The organism is Dactylosporangium sp. NPDC051484, assembly GCF_040689395.1.
GTDB lineage: Bacteria > Actinomycetota > Actinomycetes > Mycobacteriales > Micromonosporaceae > Dactylosporangium.
The window spans coordinates 1-14,355 of record NZ_JBFAZX010000038.1 but is presented as its reverse complement, the minus strand read 5'-3'; the positions used below and the strand labels follow the sequence as shown (position 1 = coordinate 14,355).

General features: G+C 72.1%; 15 protein-coding genes. 9 read left to right on the top strand and 6 right to left on the bottom strand.

Translation table 11 applies throughout. From position 1 onward, the window contains the following. The first annotated feature begins 165 nt into the window (after positions 1–165). Positions 166–1,131: a Hint domain-containing protein gene (locus AB0367_RS34555; RefSeq protein WP_366230707.1), complete on the top strand. Its 966-nt coding sequence runs from the start codon at positions 166–168 to the stop codon at positions 1,129–1,131. Next, on the top strand, positions 1,128–1,358 hold the full coding sequence (locus AB0367_RS34550) for a hypothetical protein (RefSeq protein WP_366230705.1): 231 nt from the start codon (positions 1,128–1,130) through the stop codon (positions 1,356–1,358). The genes AB0367_RS34555 and AB0367_RS34550 overlap by 4 nt, the downstream gene beginning before the upstream one ends. Positions 1,359–1,620: 262 nt before the next feature. Here AB0367_RS34550 and AB0367_RS34545 read toward each other — a convergent pair whose 3' ends face one another. Beyond that, the gene (locus tag AB0367_RS34545) at positions 1,621–2,730 is read right to left on the bottom strand and encodes a serine hydrolase domain-containing protein (protein WP_366230704.1); all 1,110 of its coding nucleotides are present in this window, start codon (positions 2,728–2,730) and stop codon (positions 1,621–1,623) included. 54 nt (positions 2,731–2,784) lie between these two features. On the opposite strand from AB0367_RS34545, the gene AB0367_RS34540 reads away from it, so the two are divergent. Beyond that, positions 2,785–3,561 carry an NADPH-dependent F420 reductase gene (locus tag AB0367_RS34540; protein WP_366230747.1) on the top strand — a complete coding sequence of 259 codons (777 nt, stop codon included), beginning with the start codon at positions 2,785–2,787 and terminating at the stop codon, positions 3,559–3,561. Between the two features lie 55 nt (positions 3,562–3,616). Here AB0367_RS34540 and AB0367_RS34535 read toward each other — a convergent pair whose 3' ends face one another. Next, a complete protein-coding gene (locus AB0367_RS34535; protein WP_366230703.1) occupies positions 3,617–4,699 on the bottom strand; it encodes an amidohydrolase family protein in 1,083 nt (360 codons plus the stop codon). 141 nt (positions 4,700–4,840) lie between these two features. Here AB0367_RS34535 and AB0367_RS34530 point away from each other — a divergent pair, with 141 nt between their 5' ends. Then, positions 4,841–6,007: an epoxide hydrolase gene (locus AB0367_RS34530; protein ID WP_366230702.1), complete on the top strand. Its 1,167-nt coding sequence runs from the start codon at positions 4,841–4,843 to the stop codon at positions 6,005–6,007. A 24-nt stretch (positions 6,008–6,031) separates the two neighbouring features. Here the strand turns inward: AB0367_RS34530 and AB0367_RS34525 are convergent, their stop codons facing one another. Genes AB0367_RS34525 through AB0367_RS34515 form a run of 3 tightly spaced genes read right to left on the bottom strand, consistent with a single transcriptional unit; the run spans position 6,032 to position 9,960 of the window. Further along, positions 6,032–7,309 carry a cytochrome P450 gene (locus AB0367_RS34525; protein ID WP_366230701.1) on the bottom strand — a complete coding sequence of 426 codons (1,278 nt, stop codon included), beginning with the start codon at positions 7,307–7,309 and terminating at the stop codon, positions 6,032–6,034. Positions 7,310–7,351: 42 nt separating this feature from the next. Then, positions 7,352–9,019: an FAD-dependent oxidoreductase gene (locus AB0367_RS34520; protein ID WP_366230700.1), complete on the bottom strand. Its 1,668-nt coding sequence runs from the start codon at positions 9,017–9,019 to the stop codon at positions 7,352–7,354. Positions 9,020–9,051: 32 nt separating this feature from the next. Beyond that, complete coding sequence (locus AB0367_RS34515) at positions 9,052–9,960, bottom strand: NADP-dependent oxidoreductase (RefSeq protein ID WP_366230699.1); 909 nt, start codon at positions 9,958–9,960, stop codon at positions 9,052–9,054. A 229-nt stretch (positions 9,961–10,189) separates the two neighbouring features. Here AB0367_RS34515 and AB0367_RS34510 point away from each other — a divergent pair, with 229 nt between their 5' ends. The 5 genes from AB0367_RS34510 to AB0367_RS34490 are packed head-to-tail and all read left to right on the top strand — an operon-like array spanning position 10,190 to position 13,905. Continuing rightward, on the top strand, positions 10,190–10,738 hold the full coding sequence (locus AB0367_RS34510) for an RNA polymerase sigma factor (protein ID WP_366230698.1): 549 nt from the start codon (positions 10,190–10,192) through the stop codon (positions 10,736–10,738). A gap of 11 nt (positions 10,739–10,749) precedes the next feature. Then, positions 10,750–11,574, top strand: coding sequence for a zf-HC2 domain-containing protein (locus AB0367_RS34505; protein WP_366230697.1), 825 nt, complete (start codon positions 10,750–10,752; stop codon positions 11,572–11,574). Then, positions 11,571–12,446 (top strand): ATP-binding cassette domain-containing protein, encoded by an 876-nt coding sequence (locus tag AB0367_RS34500; RefSeq protein WP_366230696.1) that lies wholly within the window; start codon positions 11,571–11,573, stop codon positions 12,444–12,446. Before AB0367_RS34505 ends, AB0367_RS34500 begins: the two co-directional genes overlap by 4 nt. Then, positions 12,443–13,318, top strand: coding sequence for a hypothetical protein (locus AB0367_RS34495; protein ID WP_366230695.1), 876 nt, complete (start codon positions 12,443–12,445; stop codon positions 13,316–13,318). The genes AB0367_RS34500 and AB0367_RS34495 overlap by 4 nt, the downstream gene beginning before the upstream one ends. Continuing rightward, a complete protein-coding gene (locus AB0367_RS34490) occupies positions 13,315–13,905 on the top strand; it encodes a hypothetical protein (RefSeq protein WP_366230694.1) in 591 nt (196 codons plus the stop codon). Before AB0367_RS34495 ends, AB0367_RS34490 begins: the two co-directional genes overlap by 4 nt. 68 nt (positions 13,906–13,973) lie before the next feature. On the opposite strand, the gene AB0367_RS34485 is transcribed toward AB0367_RS34490, so the two are convergent. Beyond that, entirely contained in the window at positions 13,974–14,267 is a 294-nt protein-coding gene (locus tag AB0367_RS34485; RefSeq protein ID WP_366230693.1) for a sulfurtransferase TusA family protein, read from the bottom strand. Positions 14,268–14,355 lie beyond the last annotated feature (88 nt).

The window sequence follows — 14,355 nt, the reverse complement described above, 5'->3', positions numbered from 1 at the left end:
GCACGGTTGCTGGCCTCGCCGTCGGCCTTGGCTGCGGCGCCGCGATCGGCTGGACCGGCGTCGGCGCCGTGGCGTGCGGTGCGCTGGCCGGAGCCGTCCAGAACATGGTGACCTACGCCATCCAGACGAAGGTCGAGCACAAGGGGCAACTTCTCCTGGGGCGGCATGCTCAAGACCGGCGTGAAGGGCGCCATCGTCGGCGGCCTCATGGGCGGCCTCGGCGCGGCGGGCGGCGCCGCGCTGAAGGCCGGCAAGGCGGCCCTGATGAGCGGCGGCGGTCTCAAGGCCGCCGCCCAGGCCGGCGGCAAGGCCGCGGCCGCCGAGTCGCGCGCCATCGCCCAGGGCGCCAAGAATCTGTTCAAGAAGGGATGCAGCTTCACCGCCGACACCAAGGTCCAGATGGCGGACGGCAAGCAGAAGCCCATCAAGGACGTCAAGGTCGGCGACACCGTCCAAGCCACCGATCCGAGAACAGGCAAGGCGTCGCCGCGCACGGTGCTCGCGGTGAAGGTGAACCGCGACAACGCCCTGACCGACCTAACGGTCAAAACCCCGAACGGCACCGTCACCACGATCCGGACCTCACAGAACCACCCGTTCTGGGACAGCGATCAGCAGGTGTGGGTGAGCGCCGGCGACCTGCGATCGGGAACAGAGCAGTACGGGAGCGCCGGAACGTCGTCCGAGATCGTCGACGTCCGCAACTATCTCGGCACCCGAGACATGTACGACCTCACGGTCGCTGAAACCCACACGTACTATGTAATCGCGGGTACCACGCCGGTCCTCGTACACAACTGCGTTGGAGAGATTCGGCAGGACATCATTGATGAGACTGCGGATCATGCGACACAGTTCCTTAACCGAACCTCGAAGAAGTTCTCTGCCAGTTTCATCAGCAAATTCAGTATTACAATGGATGACGCGATGGCAACCGGACGTGCTTTCGTCGGCGATGCCGCGAAGGAGGTCGCGCCGGGCGTCTTCCGGAACGGCAACAAAGGATTCCGCGTCGATCCGGCTTCGGTTCAAGGCATCGGGCACTGGCCGAATAGTCCTCATGTTCACTTCGAGATATTCGACGATCTAGGAAAATCTATTGCGAATAATCACGTTCCACTCATTGGTTGACCACGATGTTAGATATTCCGCTTGACCGATACGGCCGCGTGTTGGCCGGCGAGAACGAGGGCTACTTCGTTCGTGTCTGCTTCGACGCGGAGGCCACTCGCGGGTATTATATTTTCCTGGTCGATGACATTGAGAATCCATCCGATGGCGGTGACTACTGGGCTAAGGACATGGACGAGGTGGCGAACTTGTTCCTAGTTTCCGAGTGGCGCATCGAATGGCTATGAGGAAGTCGGTGCTATTCGAATAAAACTCCGCTTGCCATGCTTGCCGATCTCGCATCTGCCGGGGCAGGCAGGTCCGCCGAGCCGTGCTCGGCGACGTAGTCCGACGTAGTCCACGGCGGCGGCCAGCAGCCGTGGAGTTCCGCACCTGGGTGCAGGGCACGAGGTTCCTGACCCGGTTGGACTACCTTGCGCCGCTGTTCAACGAGACCGCGTACTGCTGGCTGGCCCGGCCCCGCGGCGCTCGCGGGACCGGGCCGGCCGTTCACGACGTGCTCGCGGCCTTGGCGACCACGTCCGCGATCCGGTTGAACGTGGTGTAGTCGCCGGCGCTGACCGTGGTCTTGGCGACCGCGACCGCGATGCCGGTGGCTGTGTCGGCGAACGCCGCCGTGCCTGCGGAGCCGGCCATGCCGAACAGCGTCGGGCCGTCCAGCGGCCCCTCGAAGCCCAGGCCGTACCCCAGGCCGCGGGTGGCCGGGAGGCCGGCGATCTCGTCGGGGCCGCTCACCGCCGGCGCCGTGACCTCGCGCAGCCGGTCCGGGCTGATCAGCCGTACCCCGTCGACCTCGCCCAGCAGCGCCGAGTACATGCGGGCCAGCGCCCGCGCGGACGCGACGGCCCCGGCGGGGATGTCGGCGGCGAGCACGTCGGCCCGGTTGCAGTACGCGGCCGTGGGCATCGCCGCCGGGGGCGCGGCGGTCCAGCCGTCGACGACCCGGAAGAACGGTACCTGCTCGGCGAACGCGGCGAACATCTCCGGCGTCATTTCCGGCGTGCCCTCGGGCTCGGCCAGTCGCGCGACGCGCTCGTGCTCCGCCACCGGTACGCCGAAGTACAGCTCACCGGCCACCCCGAGCGGGCCGGCCACGTTCGCGCGCAGCGACTGCGAGATGGTCTGCCCGGTGGCTCGGCGCACGACCTCGCCGAGAATGTGGCCGAAGGTCTGCGGGTGGTATCCCTGCTTCGTCCCCGGCTCCCACCACGGCCGCGCGTCGGCGATGGTCGCGCACATCCGGTCCCAGTCGCACAGGTCCTCCGGGGTGGTGCCGACCGGCACCCCGGGCACGCCGACGGTGTGGGTCAGCGCGTGCCGCACGGTCGCACGCCCCTTGCCATGCGCCGCGAACTGCGGCCACAGCTCGGCGATCGGGGTCTCGTAGGTGAACACGCCCTGCTCCACGAGCACGTGCACGACGGTCGCCGTGACGCCCTTGCCGGTCGACGTGACGTGGAAGAGCGTGTCAGGGGCGATTCCCGGCCCGGCCACGGCCTCGGCGACGGGCTCCCCATGCCGGTACACGGCGACCTGAAGCCCGCCCTCCGCGCCCGACGCGACGATCTCCTCGACGGCGGCCTGGATCTGGTCCTGCATCAGTGCATCTCCTCGTTCGTGTCCCTGTTGTTCGTGGGGCCAACATGAACCACACTGCGCGGACCGGTTTACGGTTTCCTTACCGTCACCCACGCATCCCGGAATTGGCGACGGCGCCGCCTGGTTGGCGATGGTGTGACTACGATCGGACTCATCGGAAGTGGCAACATCGGCAGCACGGTGGCCAGGCTGGCGGTCGCCGCCGGCCACGACGTCGTGCTCAGCAACTCTCGCGGACCCGAGACCCTGCGGGATCTGGTCGACGAGCTCGGCCCGCGCGCACGGGCGGGAAGGCCGGCGGACGCCGCCGCGGCCGGCGACATCGTGGTGGTGACCGTCCCCCTCAAGGCGTACCGCGAGGTGCCGGCCGATCCCGCGTCCGGAAAGGTCGTCATCGACACCAACAACTACTATCCGGAGCGCGACGGCCATTTCGCCGAGCTGGACGAAGCCTCGACGACCAGCAGTGAGCTGCTCCAGCGCCACCTGGGCGGCGCGCGGGTGGTCAAGGGCTTCAACAACATCTATTTCAAGCACCTCGTCTCGCTGGCCCGCCCGTCGGGCGCCGCGGACCGCAGCGCGTTGCCGATCGCCGGCGACGACGCCGAGGCCAAGCAGGCCGTCACCGTGTTCCTGGACGCCATCGGCTTCGACACCGTCGATGTGGGCACGCTGGCCGACAGTTGGCGTGTCCAGCCCGGCACGCCCGTCTACGGCATTCCGTACGGGTTGTACACCGATTCGGCCGGCAACCCGGCCGGCTGGGATTCGCCCGGCACCCCGGCCGGCGCCGAGGTGGTGCGCGCGGCGGTCGCCGAGGCCCAGCGCTGAGCCGACCTGGGCGCCCCTGGCAGACCTTGACCAGATCTCGCCCGGGGCGCCCAGGTCACCTCGCCAGCTCGGCCGGGGTGTGTTCGACGCCGCCGCACCAGACGCGGGTGATCGCGCGGGTGGCACGGATGTCGTGCAGCGGGTCGCCGTCGATGAGCACCAGGTCGGCCCGCTGGCCGGCCTCGACGGCACCGCGGTCGGTCAGTCCGAAGTGGACGGCGGGCAGCACCGTGGCGGCGCGCAGCGCGTCGAGCGGGCTGACTCCGGCGTCGACGAGAAGCTCCAGCTCGTGGTGCAGGCTGTCGCCATGGCTGACGTTCACCGGCGCCTCGGCCGTCGAGTTGGCGTCGGTCCCGGCCAGGATCGGCACCCCGGCGCGGTAGGCGGTGGTGACGCTGTCGCGGGCCGCCGCGTAGCTGGCATCCGCATACACGCCGGCGGACTGCGCCGCCACACCCTCCATGATGGACAATGTGGGGATCAGCTCCCGGCCGTCGATCACCATGCGATCCGCGGTGGCCCGATCCAACGGCCGATCCAGCGGCACGTGCGTGAGCATGTCGACCCCGGCCCGAATCGCCATGGCGACGGCCTCGACGGACGTCGCGTGGGCGATGACGAGCCGCGTCCGCCGGTGCGCGGCGCCGACGAGCGCGTCGAGGGTCGCCTGGTCGTGGCTGGGCTCCGGGTTCCCGACAATGATCTTCAGGTAGTCGGAGCCCTCGACGAGCCGTTCGGCCACGAAGCGTTCCGCCTCGTCGGCGCCGTGCACGACGCCCCGTTCGGCGAGGGCCGCGATGCGCGCGTGCCAGGCGCCCGGCGCGATCGCCGGAGTGCCGGCGCTGCGGACGTCGGTCAGTCCACGGGAGACCCGCATCGAGTCGATCAGCTCCGGCGGCGCGCAGCCCATGTCGAGCGCCGTGGTCACCCCGAACCTCACCAGCCGCTCGAGCGTGGGCCGCCGGTCGAGGTGGAGGTGGGCGTCAATCAGCCCGGGCAGCGCGACCGCGCCTTCCCCGTCGACGACGCGGGCGTCGTCCGTACCGTTGCCGAACCGTTCTCCGTCGATGACCACCGTGTCCGGCGGGAGTATCCGCCTTCCGTCGAAGACCCGGACGTTGTGCAGGACAGTCTTCATGACGACCAACTGCCCACTCTTGCCGTCGAGGAACCTGCGGGTGGCGGATGCACCGGCCGGCTCCGCAGGGCTCGGGTGATTTCGCGTCGTGCCGGAACCGGCCGCCGGTGCCGGCCGCCGGGCCGGAGCTACGGTGGCGGCATGGGCGGCGAGGTGGCCCCGTTCACGGTCAGCGTCGGTGACGACGCGCTCGACGAGCTGCGGCGGCGGCTGGCGCGCGCCCGGTGGCCGGAACCGGCGCCGGCGGAGAGCTGGAGCCAGGGTGTACCGCTGGACTGGCTGCGGGATCTGTGCGGGTACTGGCACAGCGGCTATGACTGGCGCCGCCTGGAGGACCGGCTCAACGGGCTACCGCAGTTCACCACCGAGCTGGACGGCCTCGACGTCCACTTCATCCACCTGCGCTCACCCCATCCGGATGCGCTGCCGCTGATCGTGACGCACGGCTGGCCGGGGTCGGTCGTGGAGTTCCTGGACGTCGCCGGGCCGCTGGCCGACCCCGTCGCGCACGGCGGCGAGGCGCGCGACGCGTTCCACGTCGTGTGCCCGTCGCTGCCGGGCTTCGGCTTCAGCGCCAGGCCCGCCGAGCCGGGCTGGGGGCCGGCGCGGATCGCCCGGGCGTGGGCGACGCTGATGAGCCGGCTGGGATACGAGCGGTTCGGCGCGCAGGGCGGCGACTGGGGATCGATCGTGACCACGACGCTCGCGGCGCGGCATCCGCAGCGCCTGGCCGGCATCCACCTCAACATGTTGCCGGTGGCTGACCGCGATGGCCAACGCGACACCGCGGACCTGACCGACTTCGAGCGGCAGAGCCTGGCCGACGTCGCCGATCACCGGGAATGGGGCAGCGGCTACGCCCTCGAGCAGGCGACCCGCCCGCAGACCGTCGGCTACGGGCTGGTCGACTCCCCGGTGGGCCAGTGCGCCTGGATCGCCGAGAAGTACTGGGCCTGGACCGATCACGACGGTGACCCCCTCGGCGCGCTCAGCCGCGACCAGATGCTCGACAACATCAGCGTCTACTGGCACACCGCGACGGCCGCCTCGTCGGCCCGCATCTACTGGGAGAACGGCTTCGCCCGGCCATCTGGCCGCGGCGCTCGCCCGTCGGAGCCGCTCGCCGTGCCGGTCGGCTTCTCGGCCTTCCCGCGCGAGATCTTCCGGCCGTCGCGGCGCTGGTGCCAGCGATACTTTCCCGACCTGCGCTTCTACGACCAGCCGCCGCGCGGCGGCCACTTCGCCGCCTTCGAGCAGCCGGAACTGTTCGTCGACCAGGTGCGCCGCGCCTTCCGGACGATGCGCTGAGCGGGTCCGCCCGTCCGGGAGCGGTCACGGCACCCGGACGCGGGGCCGCGCGCCGGCCGCAGCCTCGGCGGCGGTGGCGACGGCGTCGATGTCGACGAGCAGGTGGCGGGGGCCGCGCAGGGTCGGGCTGGGCCGGTACGGTGGCGGGTCGACGACGAGCCGGGGGTGCACCAGCCGGCGGGCCAACTCGGACAACGCGACCTGCGCCTCGACCCGGGCGAGCGGGGCCCCGTAGCAGTAGTGGATGCCGCTGCCGAAGCCGAGATGCTGGTTGTCGGCGCGGTCGGGGTCGAAGCGGTCCGGGTCGGGGAAGCGGCCGGGGTCGCGGTCGGCGGCGGCGAGCATCAGCGTGAGCGGTGAGCCCTTGGGGATGGTGGTGCCCGCGATGTCGATGTCGGCCAGCGTGCTGCGGCTGCTCAGCAGCTGCACCGGCGGTTCGTAGCGCAGCAGCTCCTCGACCAGCGGGACGATGAGGCCGGGTTCGTGGCGCAGCCGGTCGAGCACATCGGGGTGGCGCAGCAGGGTCAGCACGCCGTTGGCGATGAGGTTGACGGTGGTCTCGTGACCGGCGACCAGCAGCAGTACGGCCGTGCTCACCAGGTCGCCGCGGGACATCGGCGCGTGCGGGCCGGTGTCGGTGAGCAGCCCGGAGAGCAGGTCGTCGCCCGGCCGGCGGACGCGGGCCTCGACGAGCCCGTCCAGATACCCGCCGAGTTCGGCCTGGACCAGGCTTCGCCTGCGCTGGCGCTCGGCGAACGTGCCCGAGCTCGGGTCGGCGGTGTCGATGATCGCGTCGGCCCAGTGGTGGAAGCGCGGTTCGTCCTCGCGGGGGACGTCGAGCAGGCGGCAGATCGCCGTCACGGGCAGCGGGTAGGCGAAGTCGTCGACGATGTCCACCCGGTTGCGCCCCGCGAACTTGTCGATCAGGCCGTCGGTGACCTCGGCCAGCCAGGGGCGCATGCCCTCGATACGTCCCGGGGTGCGGGGCGGCCCGAACGGCCGGATCGCCAGCTCCCGCAGCCGGTCGTGCTCGGGCGGGTCGCGGCTGATGAACGACATCGGCAGCCCGGTCGGGCCCTCCTGCGCCGCGGGTGCGGCGCCGGCCAGCTCGGGGTGGCTGCGGGGGTCCGAGCTGACCCGTGGGTCGTGCAGCAGCGCGACGACCTCGCGGTAGGTGCTGACCACGTAGGTGCCGTCGGGCTGCCGCGCCACCGGGGTCCTGCGCAGCCGCGCGTAGAGCGGGTACGGGTCGGCCCGGTTGGCGGGGTCGAGGATCTGCTCGTAGATGCTGGGCTGTGCCATGACGTGCCTTTCGTTGCCGCCACCGGGCACCGCCGCACGGGTTCACCGGTGGTGCACCAGCTGCGCACGGCGCTCGCTCGGATCGTGGCCGGTCACCACGACGGTGGCCTGGCGTTCGCGGATGGTGTGGTCGGGAATCTGCGCGGGCACCGGTTGCCGGTCGCCGGGGCGCGGCGCGGGCGGGAACGCCGCCGCCTGCTCGATCAGGCTCTGGTACGACTCCAGCCACTTGCCCTGGTCGAACCCGACCGCGGCGGTGATCCGCCCCCGGTAGCCGTAGGCGGCCACGAACCGGTGCTCCTCGACCGACCCCTGGGCGATGACGACCTGGTCGGCGAAGGTCGGTACCCCGACCGACTTGATGTTGGTGCCGAACTGCGCCGACCAGAACACCGGGCTGGCCAGGTGCGGCCACCGGTCGCCGTGCGCGCTGATCATGTTGTGGGCGGCCACCTGGGCCTGGGCGACCGCGTTGCCCCAGTGCTCGAGGGCCAGGAACTGGTAGTCGTACAGCGGGTGCGGGAAACGCGCGACGTCGCCGGCGGCGAAGACGTCGTCGGTGACGACGCCGTTGACGTCGAACGCCCGGCATCCGGCGTCGCAGCCCACACCCCAGTGACCGGCGGCCAGACCCGAACCACGTAGCCATTCGGTGTTGCGGATCGCGCCCAGCGCCACCACGGCGACCTCGGCGTCGACGGTACCGCCGTCGGACAGGCGGGCGCGGCGCAGCCGGCCGTCGCTGTCCCCCTCCAGCGCTGTGACGGTGACGCCGCAGCGCAGGTCGACACCGTGCGCACGCTGCAGGTCGGCGGCCACCGCGCCGATCACCCCGCCCAGCGCGCCGGCCAGCGGGGCCGGTCCCCGCTCCACGACCGTGACCGCCAGATCCCGGTCCCGGCACACGGAGGCGACCTCGGAGCCGGTGAACCCGGCGCCGATGACCAGCACCCGCCGGGGCCGGTCGGCCAGCCGGCGGCGCAGGCGGGCGGCGTCGTCGCGAGTACGCAGCAGGAACACCCCGTCGAGGGCGGCCTCGGCCGCGTTGAACCAGGGCCGGGCCCTGGTTCCGGTGGCGATCAGCAGCCGGTCGTAGCCGACCGTGCCGCCGTCGCCGAGGTGGACCCGCGCGCCGGCCAGGTCCAGCCCGGTGGCGGGGACGCCGAGCAGCCAGCGGGCGTTGAGCTCGTCCGCGCGGGGCAGCCCGGTGTGCTCGGGGGCCACCCATCCGTCGAGGACCTGTTTGGACAGCGGGGGCCGGTCGTACGGCCGGCACGACTCGTCCCCGATCATGGTCAGCGCGCCGGTGAAGCCCTCTTGGCGCAGGGTCGCCGCGGCGGCCAGACCGGCCAGCGACGCGCCCACGATCACGATCCGGCCGTGCCGCCGGAACGCCTCGATCGCCGCGTTGCGCAGGCCAGACACGGGTGTGGACGCCTGGTCCGGCGGGGCCTGCCCCGGCGGGCCTCCCGTCACCGCGGACGCCGCCATGCTGGCCCTGGCGGCGGACTCCCGGTCTTCGATGCTGTCGACCCGGATGGCCTGTACCGGGCACGCCGCTGCGGCCCGCAGCACCCGGTCGCGCTGCGCGTCGTCGGGCTGCGGGTCGTACATCAGCGCCTCGTCCCCACGCATCCGGAACACGTCCGGGGCGAGGAAGGCGCACTGCGCATACCCCTGACAGCGCGTCAGGTTCACAACAACCCTCATGAGCCGGCCTCCCGGTCCGGACACCCCGGCGGTCAGGGCCGCAGGACGATCTTGCCTCGGGTGTGGCCCCGCTCCAGCTGCTCGAACGCCGCGCGGACGTCGTCGAGCGGGAACACCGCCGCGATCGGCACGTCCAGGTCGCCGGAGGAGGCCAGCGCGGCGAGTTCGGCCATGACCGCCGTGTTCATGGCGCTCTCGCTGCCCTCGGCCTTCACCCCGTACTCCTCGACCGCGGGGAAGTCGATGATCGTGTCGATGCGCTCCGGCGCCACGCCCAGCTCGACCGCCATTCGCACGTAACCGTCGCCGTGCGTGTCGATGAAGGCGTCGATCGGCGTCTCGCGTAGCTTGTCGGTCAGGCCCGCACCGTAGGCGACGGGCGTGACCGAGTGCGTGGTCAGCCAGTCGCGGTTGTCCGGACCGGCGATGCCGATCACCTCGGCGCCGGCCCGCCGGGCCAGCTGGACGGCCATGGACCCCACGCCGCCGGCGGCGCCCGTCACCGCCACCGTGTCGCCTGGCCGCACCGACACTGCGCGCACCGCGGCGTAGGCCGTGCTGCCGGCGACGCCCAACGACCCGCCGACCTCCCAGGACACGTTCGCCGGCTTGGCCGTCAGATTCCGCGCCGGCACGACCACGTACTCGGCGTGGCTGGCCCGCTCGTCGGTGAAGCCGATGACCTCGTCACCGGCGGCGATACCCTCGACCCCCGGGCCGACCTTCGTCACGATCCCGGCCAGGTCGGTGCCCTCGCCCGACGGGAAGGTGGCCGGCCAGATCGCCTGCAACGACCCGTCGCGGATCTTCGCCTCACCGGGATTGATCGACGCGGCCTTGACCTCGACCAGCACCTGCCCCTGGCCCGGCTCGGGAACCGGCACGTCGGCCACCTGGAGAACGTCGATGCCGCCGTACTCGTCGAACCGCACCGCCTTCATGCTGGACTCCTTCGCTCGGATGTCTTCGGCGCGATACGCCCCGGCCCCGGTGATCCATCCGGCCGATCCTCGGGGCGGAAGCGCGCCCGCGGCGATGTCCTCCTCCAAGTGTGCGGCGGTGGGGGGAGCGCCACGATCACCCGAGCGGGCCATGCCGCACGACAGGCGCTCTCCAAGATTTCTCGGCTCCAGCTGATCCGCCAGGGCCGCCCGCGGCGACAGTGAGGGTATGAGCTCGAACGCTGACGCCGGCGACGCGGATCTGCTGCGCGCCGTCGCGGACGGTGACGAGGGAGCGTTACGGCTGCTGTTCGACCGGCACGCGCCCTGGATCGTGGCCCGGCTGCGGCGGCGGTGCGCGGACCCCGACGCAGTCGACGACGTCCTGCAGGACACGTTCGTCGCCGTGTGGAAGGGCGCCGAGCGGTGGCGCGGGGACGGGGAGGTCGGGGCGTGGCTCTGGGGGATCGCCGTGCGCCGGTTGATCTCCCGGCTGCGCCGGTCGCCGGTGGCCTGGACGTTCCTGGCCGACGGTGAGGCCGACGCGCCGCTCGTCAGCGCCGAGGAACAGGTGTTGCTCGGCGTGGAGCACGGCGATCTCGGCACGGCGCTGCGCCGGCTGTCGCCGCAACTGCGGGCCGTCGTCCAGGCCACCATCCTCGACGGCCTCACCACGAAGGAGGCCGCACGGCTGCTGGGCGTGCCGCACGGCACGGTCAAGGGCCGGCTGCGGCAGGCCAAGTCCCAGCTACGCGCCAGCCTGCTGAGCGCGTCATGAGCGGAGGCGACGTGAACCGCGAGTCCGGGCACTACGACCGGGCTCTGCTGCGCCGGTACCTCGGCGGCGACATCGGTCCGGTGCCGTCCGCGTCGATCGAGGCGCACCTGATGGCGTGCCCGTCCTGCCGCGCGACTCTGGCGGAACTGTCCGACCCGGCAACGCTGCGACGAGCCTGGGATGGCGTACGGGCGCAGATCCAGCGCCCCGTCCTGTCCCCGCCGCTGCGAGCACTGCGCCGGCTGGGGCTCACCGAGCGCGACGCGGTACTGCTCAACGCGTCCCAGTCGCTGCGCGGGCCATGGGTGCTCGCCTCGGCGGCCGTGTTCGTGTTCGTCGTGGCGGCGGCCTGGTCGAGCTCGAACCTGGCCACCGCGTGCTATCTGCTCGGCGCCCCGCTGGTGCCGCTGCTCGGCGTCGTCGGGGCGTTCGTGACCGGGGACTCGCTCGCCGAGCTCGCCAACACGACGCCGTATTCGAAGGTGCGGCTCAGCCTGCTGCGGACCCTCGCGGTCATGGTGACCACGGTGCCGTTCGTCGTCGGCTTCGGGGCGATCCTGCCCGGCATCGGCTGGCTTTCCGTCGCCTGGCTCGGTCCCGGGCTCGGCCTGACGCTCGCCGCGCTGGTCCTGCTCACCTGGTGGCCGCCGAGGGTCGCCGGCGCGCTGCTGTGCGCCGCGTGGATCGCCGTGGTCGCCGTCGCGTTCGGCCGGCACGACGTCGTGCTGACCGTCCGCCCGCACGCCCAGCTCGTCTACGTCGCCATCACCTGCGTCACCGCGGTCGCGCTCGCGATCCGAATCCGTCTCGCCCGTACCCCAGGAGGATATGCATGACCAGACTCGTGCAGGCGCGTGCCTTGACGAAGCGCTACGGCAGCACCACGGCCCTCGACGCGGTCGACCTCGACCTGGACGTCGGCGTGACCGGCCTGCTCGGTCCCAACGGCGCCGGCAAGACCACCCTCATCCGGATGCTCACGACCGCGATCCCGCCGACGTCCGGCCGGATCACGGTCCTGGGCTACGACGCCACCGCCGGGCCGGCGCAGCGGGCAGAGGTACGGCGCGTCCTCGGGTATCTCCCGCAAGAACTGCAGTTCCCCCGGGGCATGACGTGCTTCGCGTTCGTCGACTACATCGCGGTGCTCAAGGAGTGGACGTCCACCGCGGCACGCCATGCCGAGGTCCGCCGGGTCCTCGATCTGGTCGGGCTCAGCGAGCGCACCACCAGGCGCATCCGCACCTTGTCCGGCGGGCAGCGCAGGCGCCTCGCCCTCGCCCAGTCACTCATCGGCGACCCGCGCCTGCTCGTGCTCGACGAGCCGACCACCGGGCTCGACCCCGAGCAACGGGCGTCGCTGCGGGCGCTGCTGTCCGAGCGCGGCCGCACCGGGGCGGTCGTGCTCGCCACCCACCAGACCGAGGACGTCGCCGCGCTGTGCGATCGGGTCATCGTCGTGGCGGCCGGACGCATCCACTTCGACGGCAAGGTCCGTGACTTCGTCGGTACCGCCGCCGGCCGGGTGTGGCTCGCCGGCGTCGAACTGCCCGGTGCGCAGGCGTCCTGGCGCACCGCCGACGGCCAGGTCCGCTCGATCGGCGGTCAGCCCACCGCGGAGGCCGTCGCGGCCGAACCGTCCGTCGAGGACGCCTACCTGCTGATGCTCGGCCCCACGGCCCAGTCCCGGATGGAACTAGCAGCATGACGACGACCGCCACCACCGCGCGCACCGGCAGCGCACTGGGCCAGCTCACCGCCATGGAGCTGCGCAGATACGCCACGCATCCGCTGTTCATCATCGGAGTGCTTCTGACCGTCGCGACGACCGTCGGCCGGCCCGACCAGCCGTCCTCCGGCTTCTTCAACGCCATCGTTCCCGCCGCTGGCCTCGGCATCCTCGGCCTGGTCGCGATGGCCGCGCAGACCCGCAAGGCGGCCACGCTGAACCGGGCCGCAGGGGTCACCCCGGTGCCGGAGCGGGTGCAGACCGCGGCACTGGCACTCACGGCCCTGCTGCCGTTCACCGTCGGCCTGCTCTGGGTGGCGTGGGCGATGTGGGCGCAGCACCACTGGCCGGTGCCGGACAACGGATTCCCCTTCGGCCCCGCCGGCGACGGCTGGACCTTCGCGGCGCTGCTCGGCGAGGGCGCGTTCTCCGCGCTCGGCGGGCCGTTGCTCGGGATCGTGGTGGGCCGGTACCTGCCGCAGCGTGGCACGGCACCGATCGTCGCCGTACTGCTCGTCGCGGTGGCCATCGTCTTCCAGGGCATCTTCGAGCCGCTGCGCTCGGTTCGGGTGATCATGCCGTTCACGTACTGGGGCGGCCCGATCGGCGTCGAGGGCGACGACATGCGGATGCTGCTGCTGAGCGGCTCACCCGGCTGGTGGGCGGCGTACCTGGGCTGCCTGTGTGGGCTCGCCGTCGTCGCCGCGCTGTGGCACGATCCCAGCGCCCGGACGCCGGCACTGCGCCTCGTGGGCGGCGCGCTGTTCGTGGCCGCCGTGGTCACCTGCCTGCTGGCGATGTTCACCGGCGTCGAGCACACCCTGGTCAATCCGCTGCCGAGCGGCGCGTGACCCGGTACCTGGTCCAGGCGGTCCCGTGGCGGCTGACCATCGCCGCCACGGGCATCATCGTGGGCCTGATGACGCTCGTCGCCCGGTGGCCGGCGGTCATGTGGCCGCTGCAGGGCACGGCCCTCGGCCTGATCGCGGGGATCACCGCCTGGGCGAGCGACGAACCGGCCGCGCAGGTGGTGGACACACTGCCCCGGCCGCTGTGGTGGCGCATCGCCGCCCGAGCCGCCGTGGTGCCGCTCGTGCTCGGCACGTGGATCGCGTGCCTGCTGGTCGCCCGGAGCCGACTGCCCGACCACTTCTGGTTCTTCGTGCTGCAGGCGGCCGGCATGGCCGGCCTCGCGCTCGCGGTCACCACCTGGCGGCGTGGCCGAGGGGTGGCCGAGCCCGGGCGCGCGTTCGCCGCGATCGTCGTACCGACGGCCACCGCGCTGGCGCTGGCCAGGCCGTTCACCCAGCAACTGCCGGTGTTTCCGGTCTGGCCATCCGAGGACTGGCACACCAGCCGTACCGTCTGGGCCGCCGTGACGACCGGTTCGTGCGTCATCCTGGCCGCGGCCCTGATCCGCAGCCTGCGTAAGGCCTGACCGCGCCGCCGCGCCGTGCCGTTACCGGCCGCGGCGGCCCGGGCAGGGCTTCCGGACTCGCGCCGGGCTCAGGGCGTGGTGTGCCAGGGCCTGGCGGGGTCGACCCGGTGCGCGCTGGCCGTGATGCGCAGTGCGTAGGTCGGCGGACTGGGTTCGGGGAGTTCGCCGAGGTAGTCGTGGCCGGTGAGGTGGCACCAGGCGGGCAGGTCGAGCGGGGCGGCGGGGTCGCTGGCGATGACGTGCACGACGGTGCCCGGTGCGAGGTCCTGGATGGCCCGGCGCAGCCGGAGCAGCAGAGTGACGCACAGCAGACCGGTGCCGTCGAAGGTGAGACCTGCCGCCGGTTGCGAACCCGCGGTCACGGGTGTTCCCCGGTGGTGATGGGGAGGTCGGCGAGGCGCCATTCGAGCATGCCGTCGTTGAGGCGGATGGCTCGTCGTCCGTGGTTGG

Excerpts from the sequence above, each read along its gene's own strand:
- AB0367_RS34555 (WP_366230707.1), top strand. The coding sequence starts at position 166 with ATGCTCAAGACCGGCGTGAAGGGCGCCATCGTCGGCGGCCTCATGGGC.
- AB0367_RS34545 (WP_366230704.1), bottom strand. The coding sequence starts at position 2,730 with ATGCAGGACCAGATCCAGGCCGCCGTCGAGGAGATCGTCGCGTCGGGC.
- AB0367_RS34535 (WP_366230703.1), bottom strand. The coding sequence starts at position 4,699 with ATGAAGACTGTCCTGCACAACGTCCGGGTCTTCGACGGAAGGCGGATA.
- AB0367_RS34530 (WP_366230702.1), top strand. The coding sequence starts at position 4,841 with ATGGGCGGCGAGGTGGCCCCGTTCACGGTCAGCGTCGGTGACGACGCG.
- AB0367_RS34525 (WP_366230701.1), bottom strand. The coding sequence starts at position 7,309 with ATGGCACAGCCCAGCATCTACGAGCAGATCCTCGACCCCGCCAACCGG.
- AB0367_RS34520 (WP_366230700.1), bottom strand. The coding sequence starts at position 9,019 with ATGAGGGTTGTTGTGAACCTGACGCGCTGTCAGGGGTATGCGCAGTGC.
- AB0367_RS34515 (WP_366230699.1), bottom strand. The coding sequence starts at position 9,960 with ATGAAGGCGGTGCGGTTCGACGAGTACGGCGGCATCGACGTTCTCCAG.
- AB0367_RS34510 (WP_366230698.1), top strand. The coding sequence starts at position 10,190 with ATGAGCTCGAACGCTGACGCCGGCGACGCGGATCTGCTGCGCGCCGTC.
- AB0367_RS34500 (WP_366230696.1), top strand. The coding sequence starts at position 11,571 with ATGACCAGACTCGTGCAGGCGCGTGCCTTGACGAAGCGCTACGGCAGC.
- AB0367_RS34495 (WP_366230695.1), top strand. The coding sequence starts at position 12,443 with ATGACGACGACCGCCACCACCGCGCGCACCGGCAGCGCACTGGGCCAG.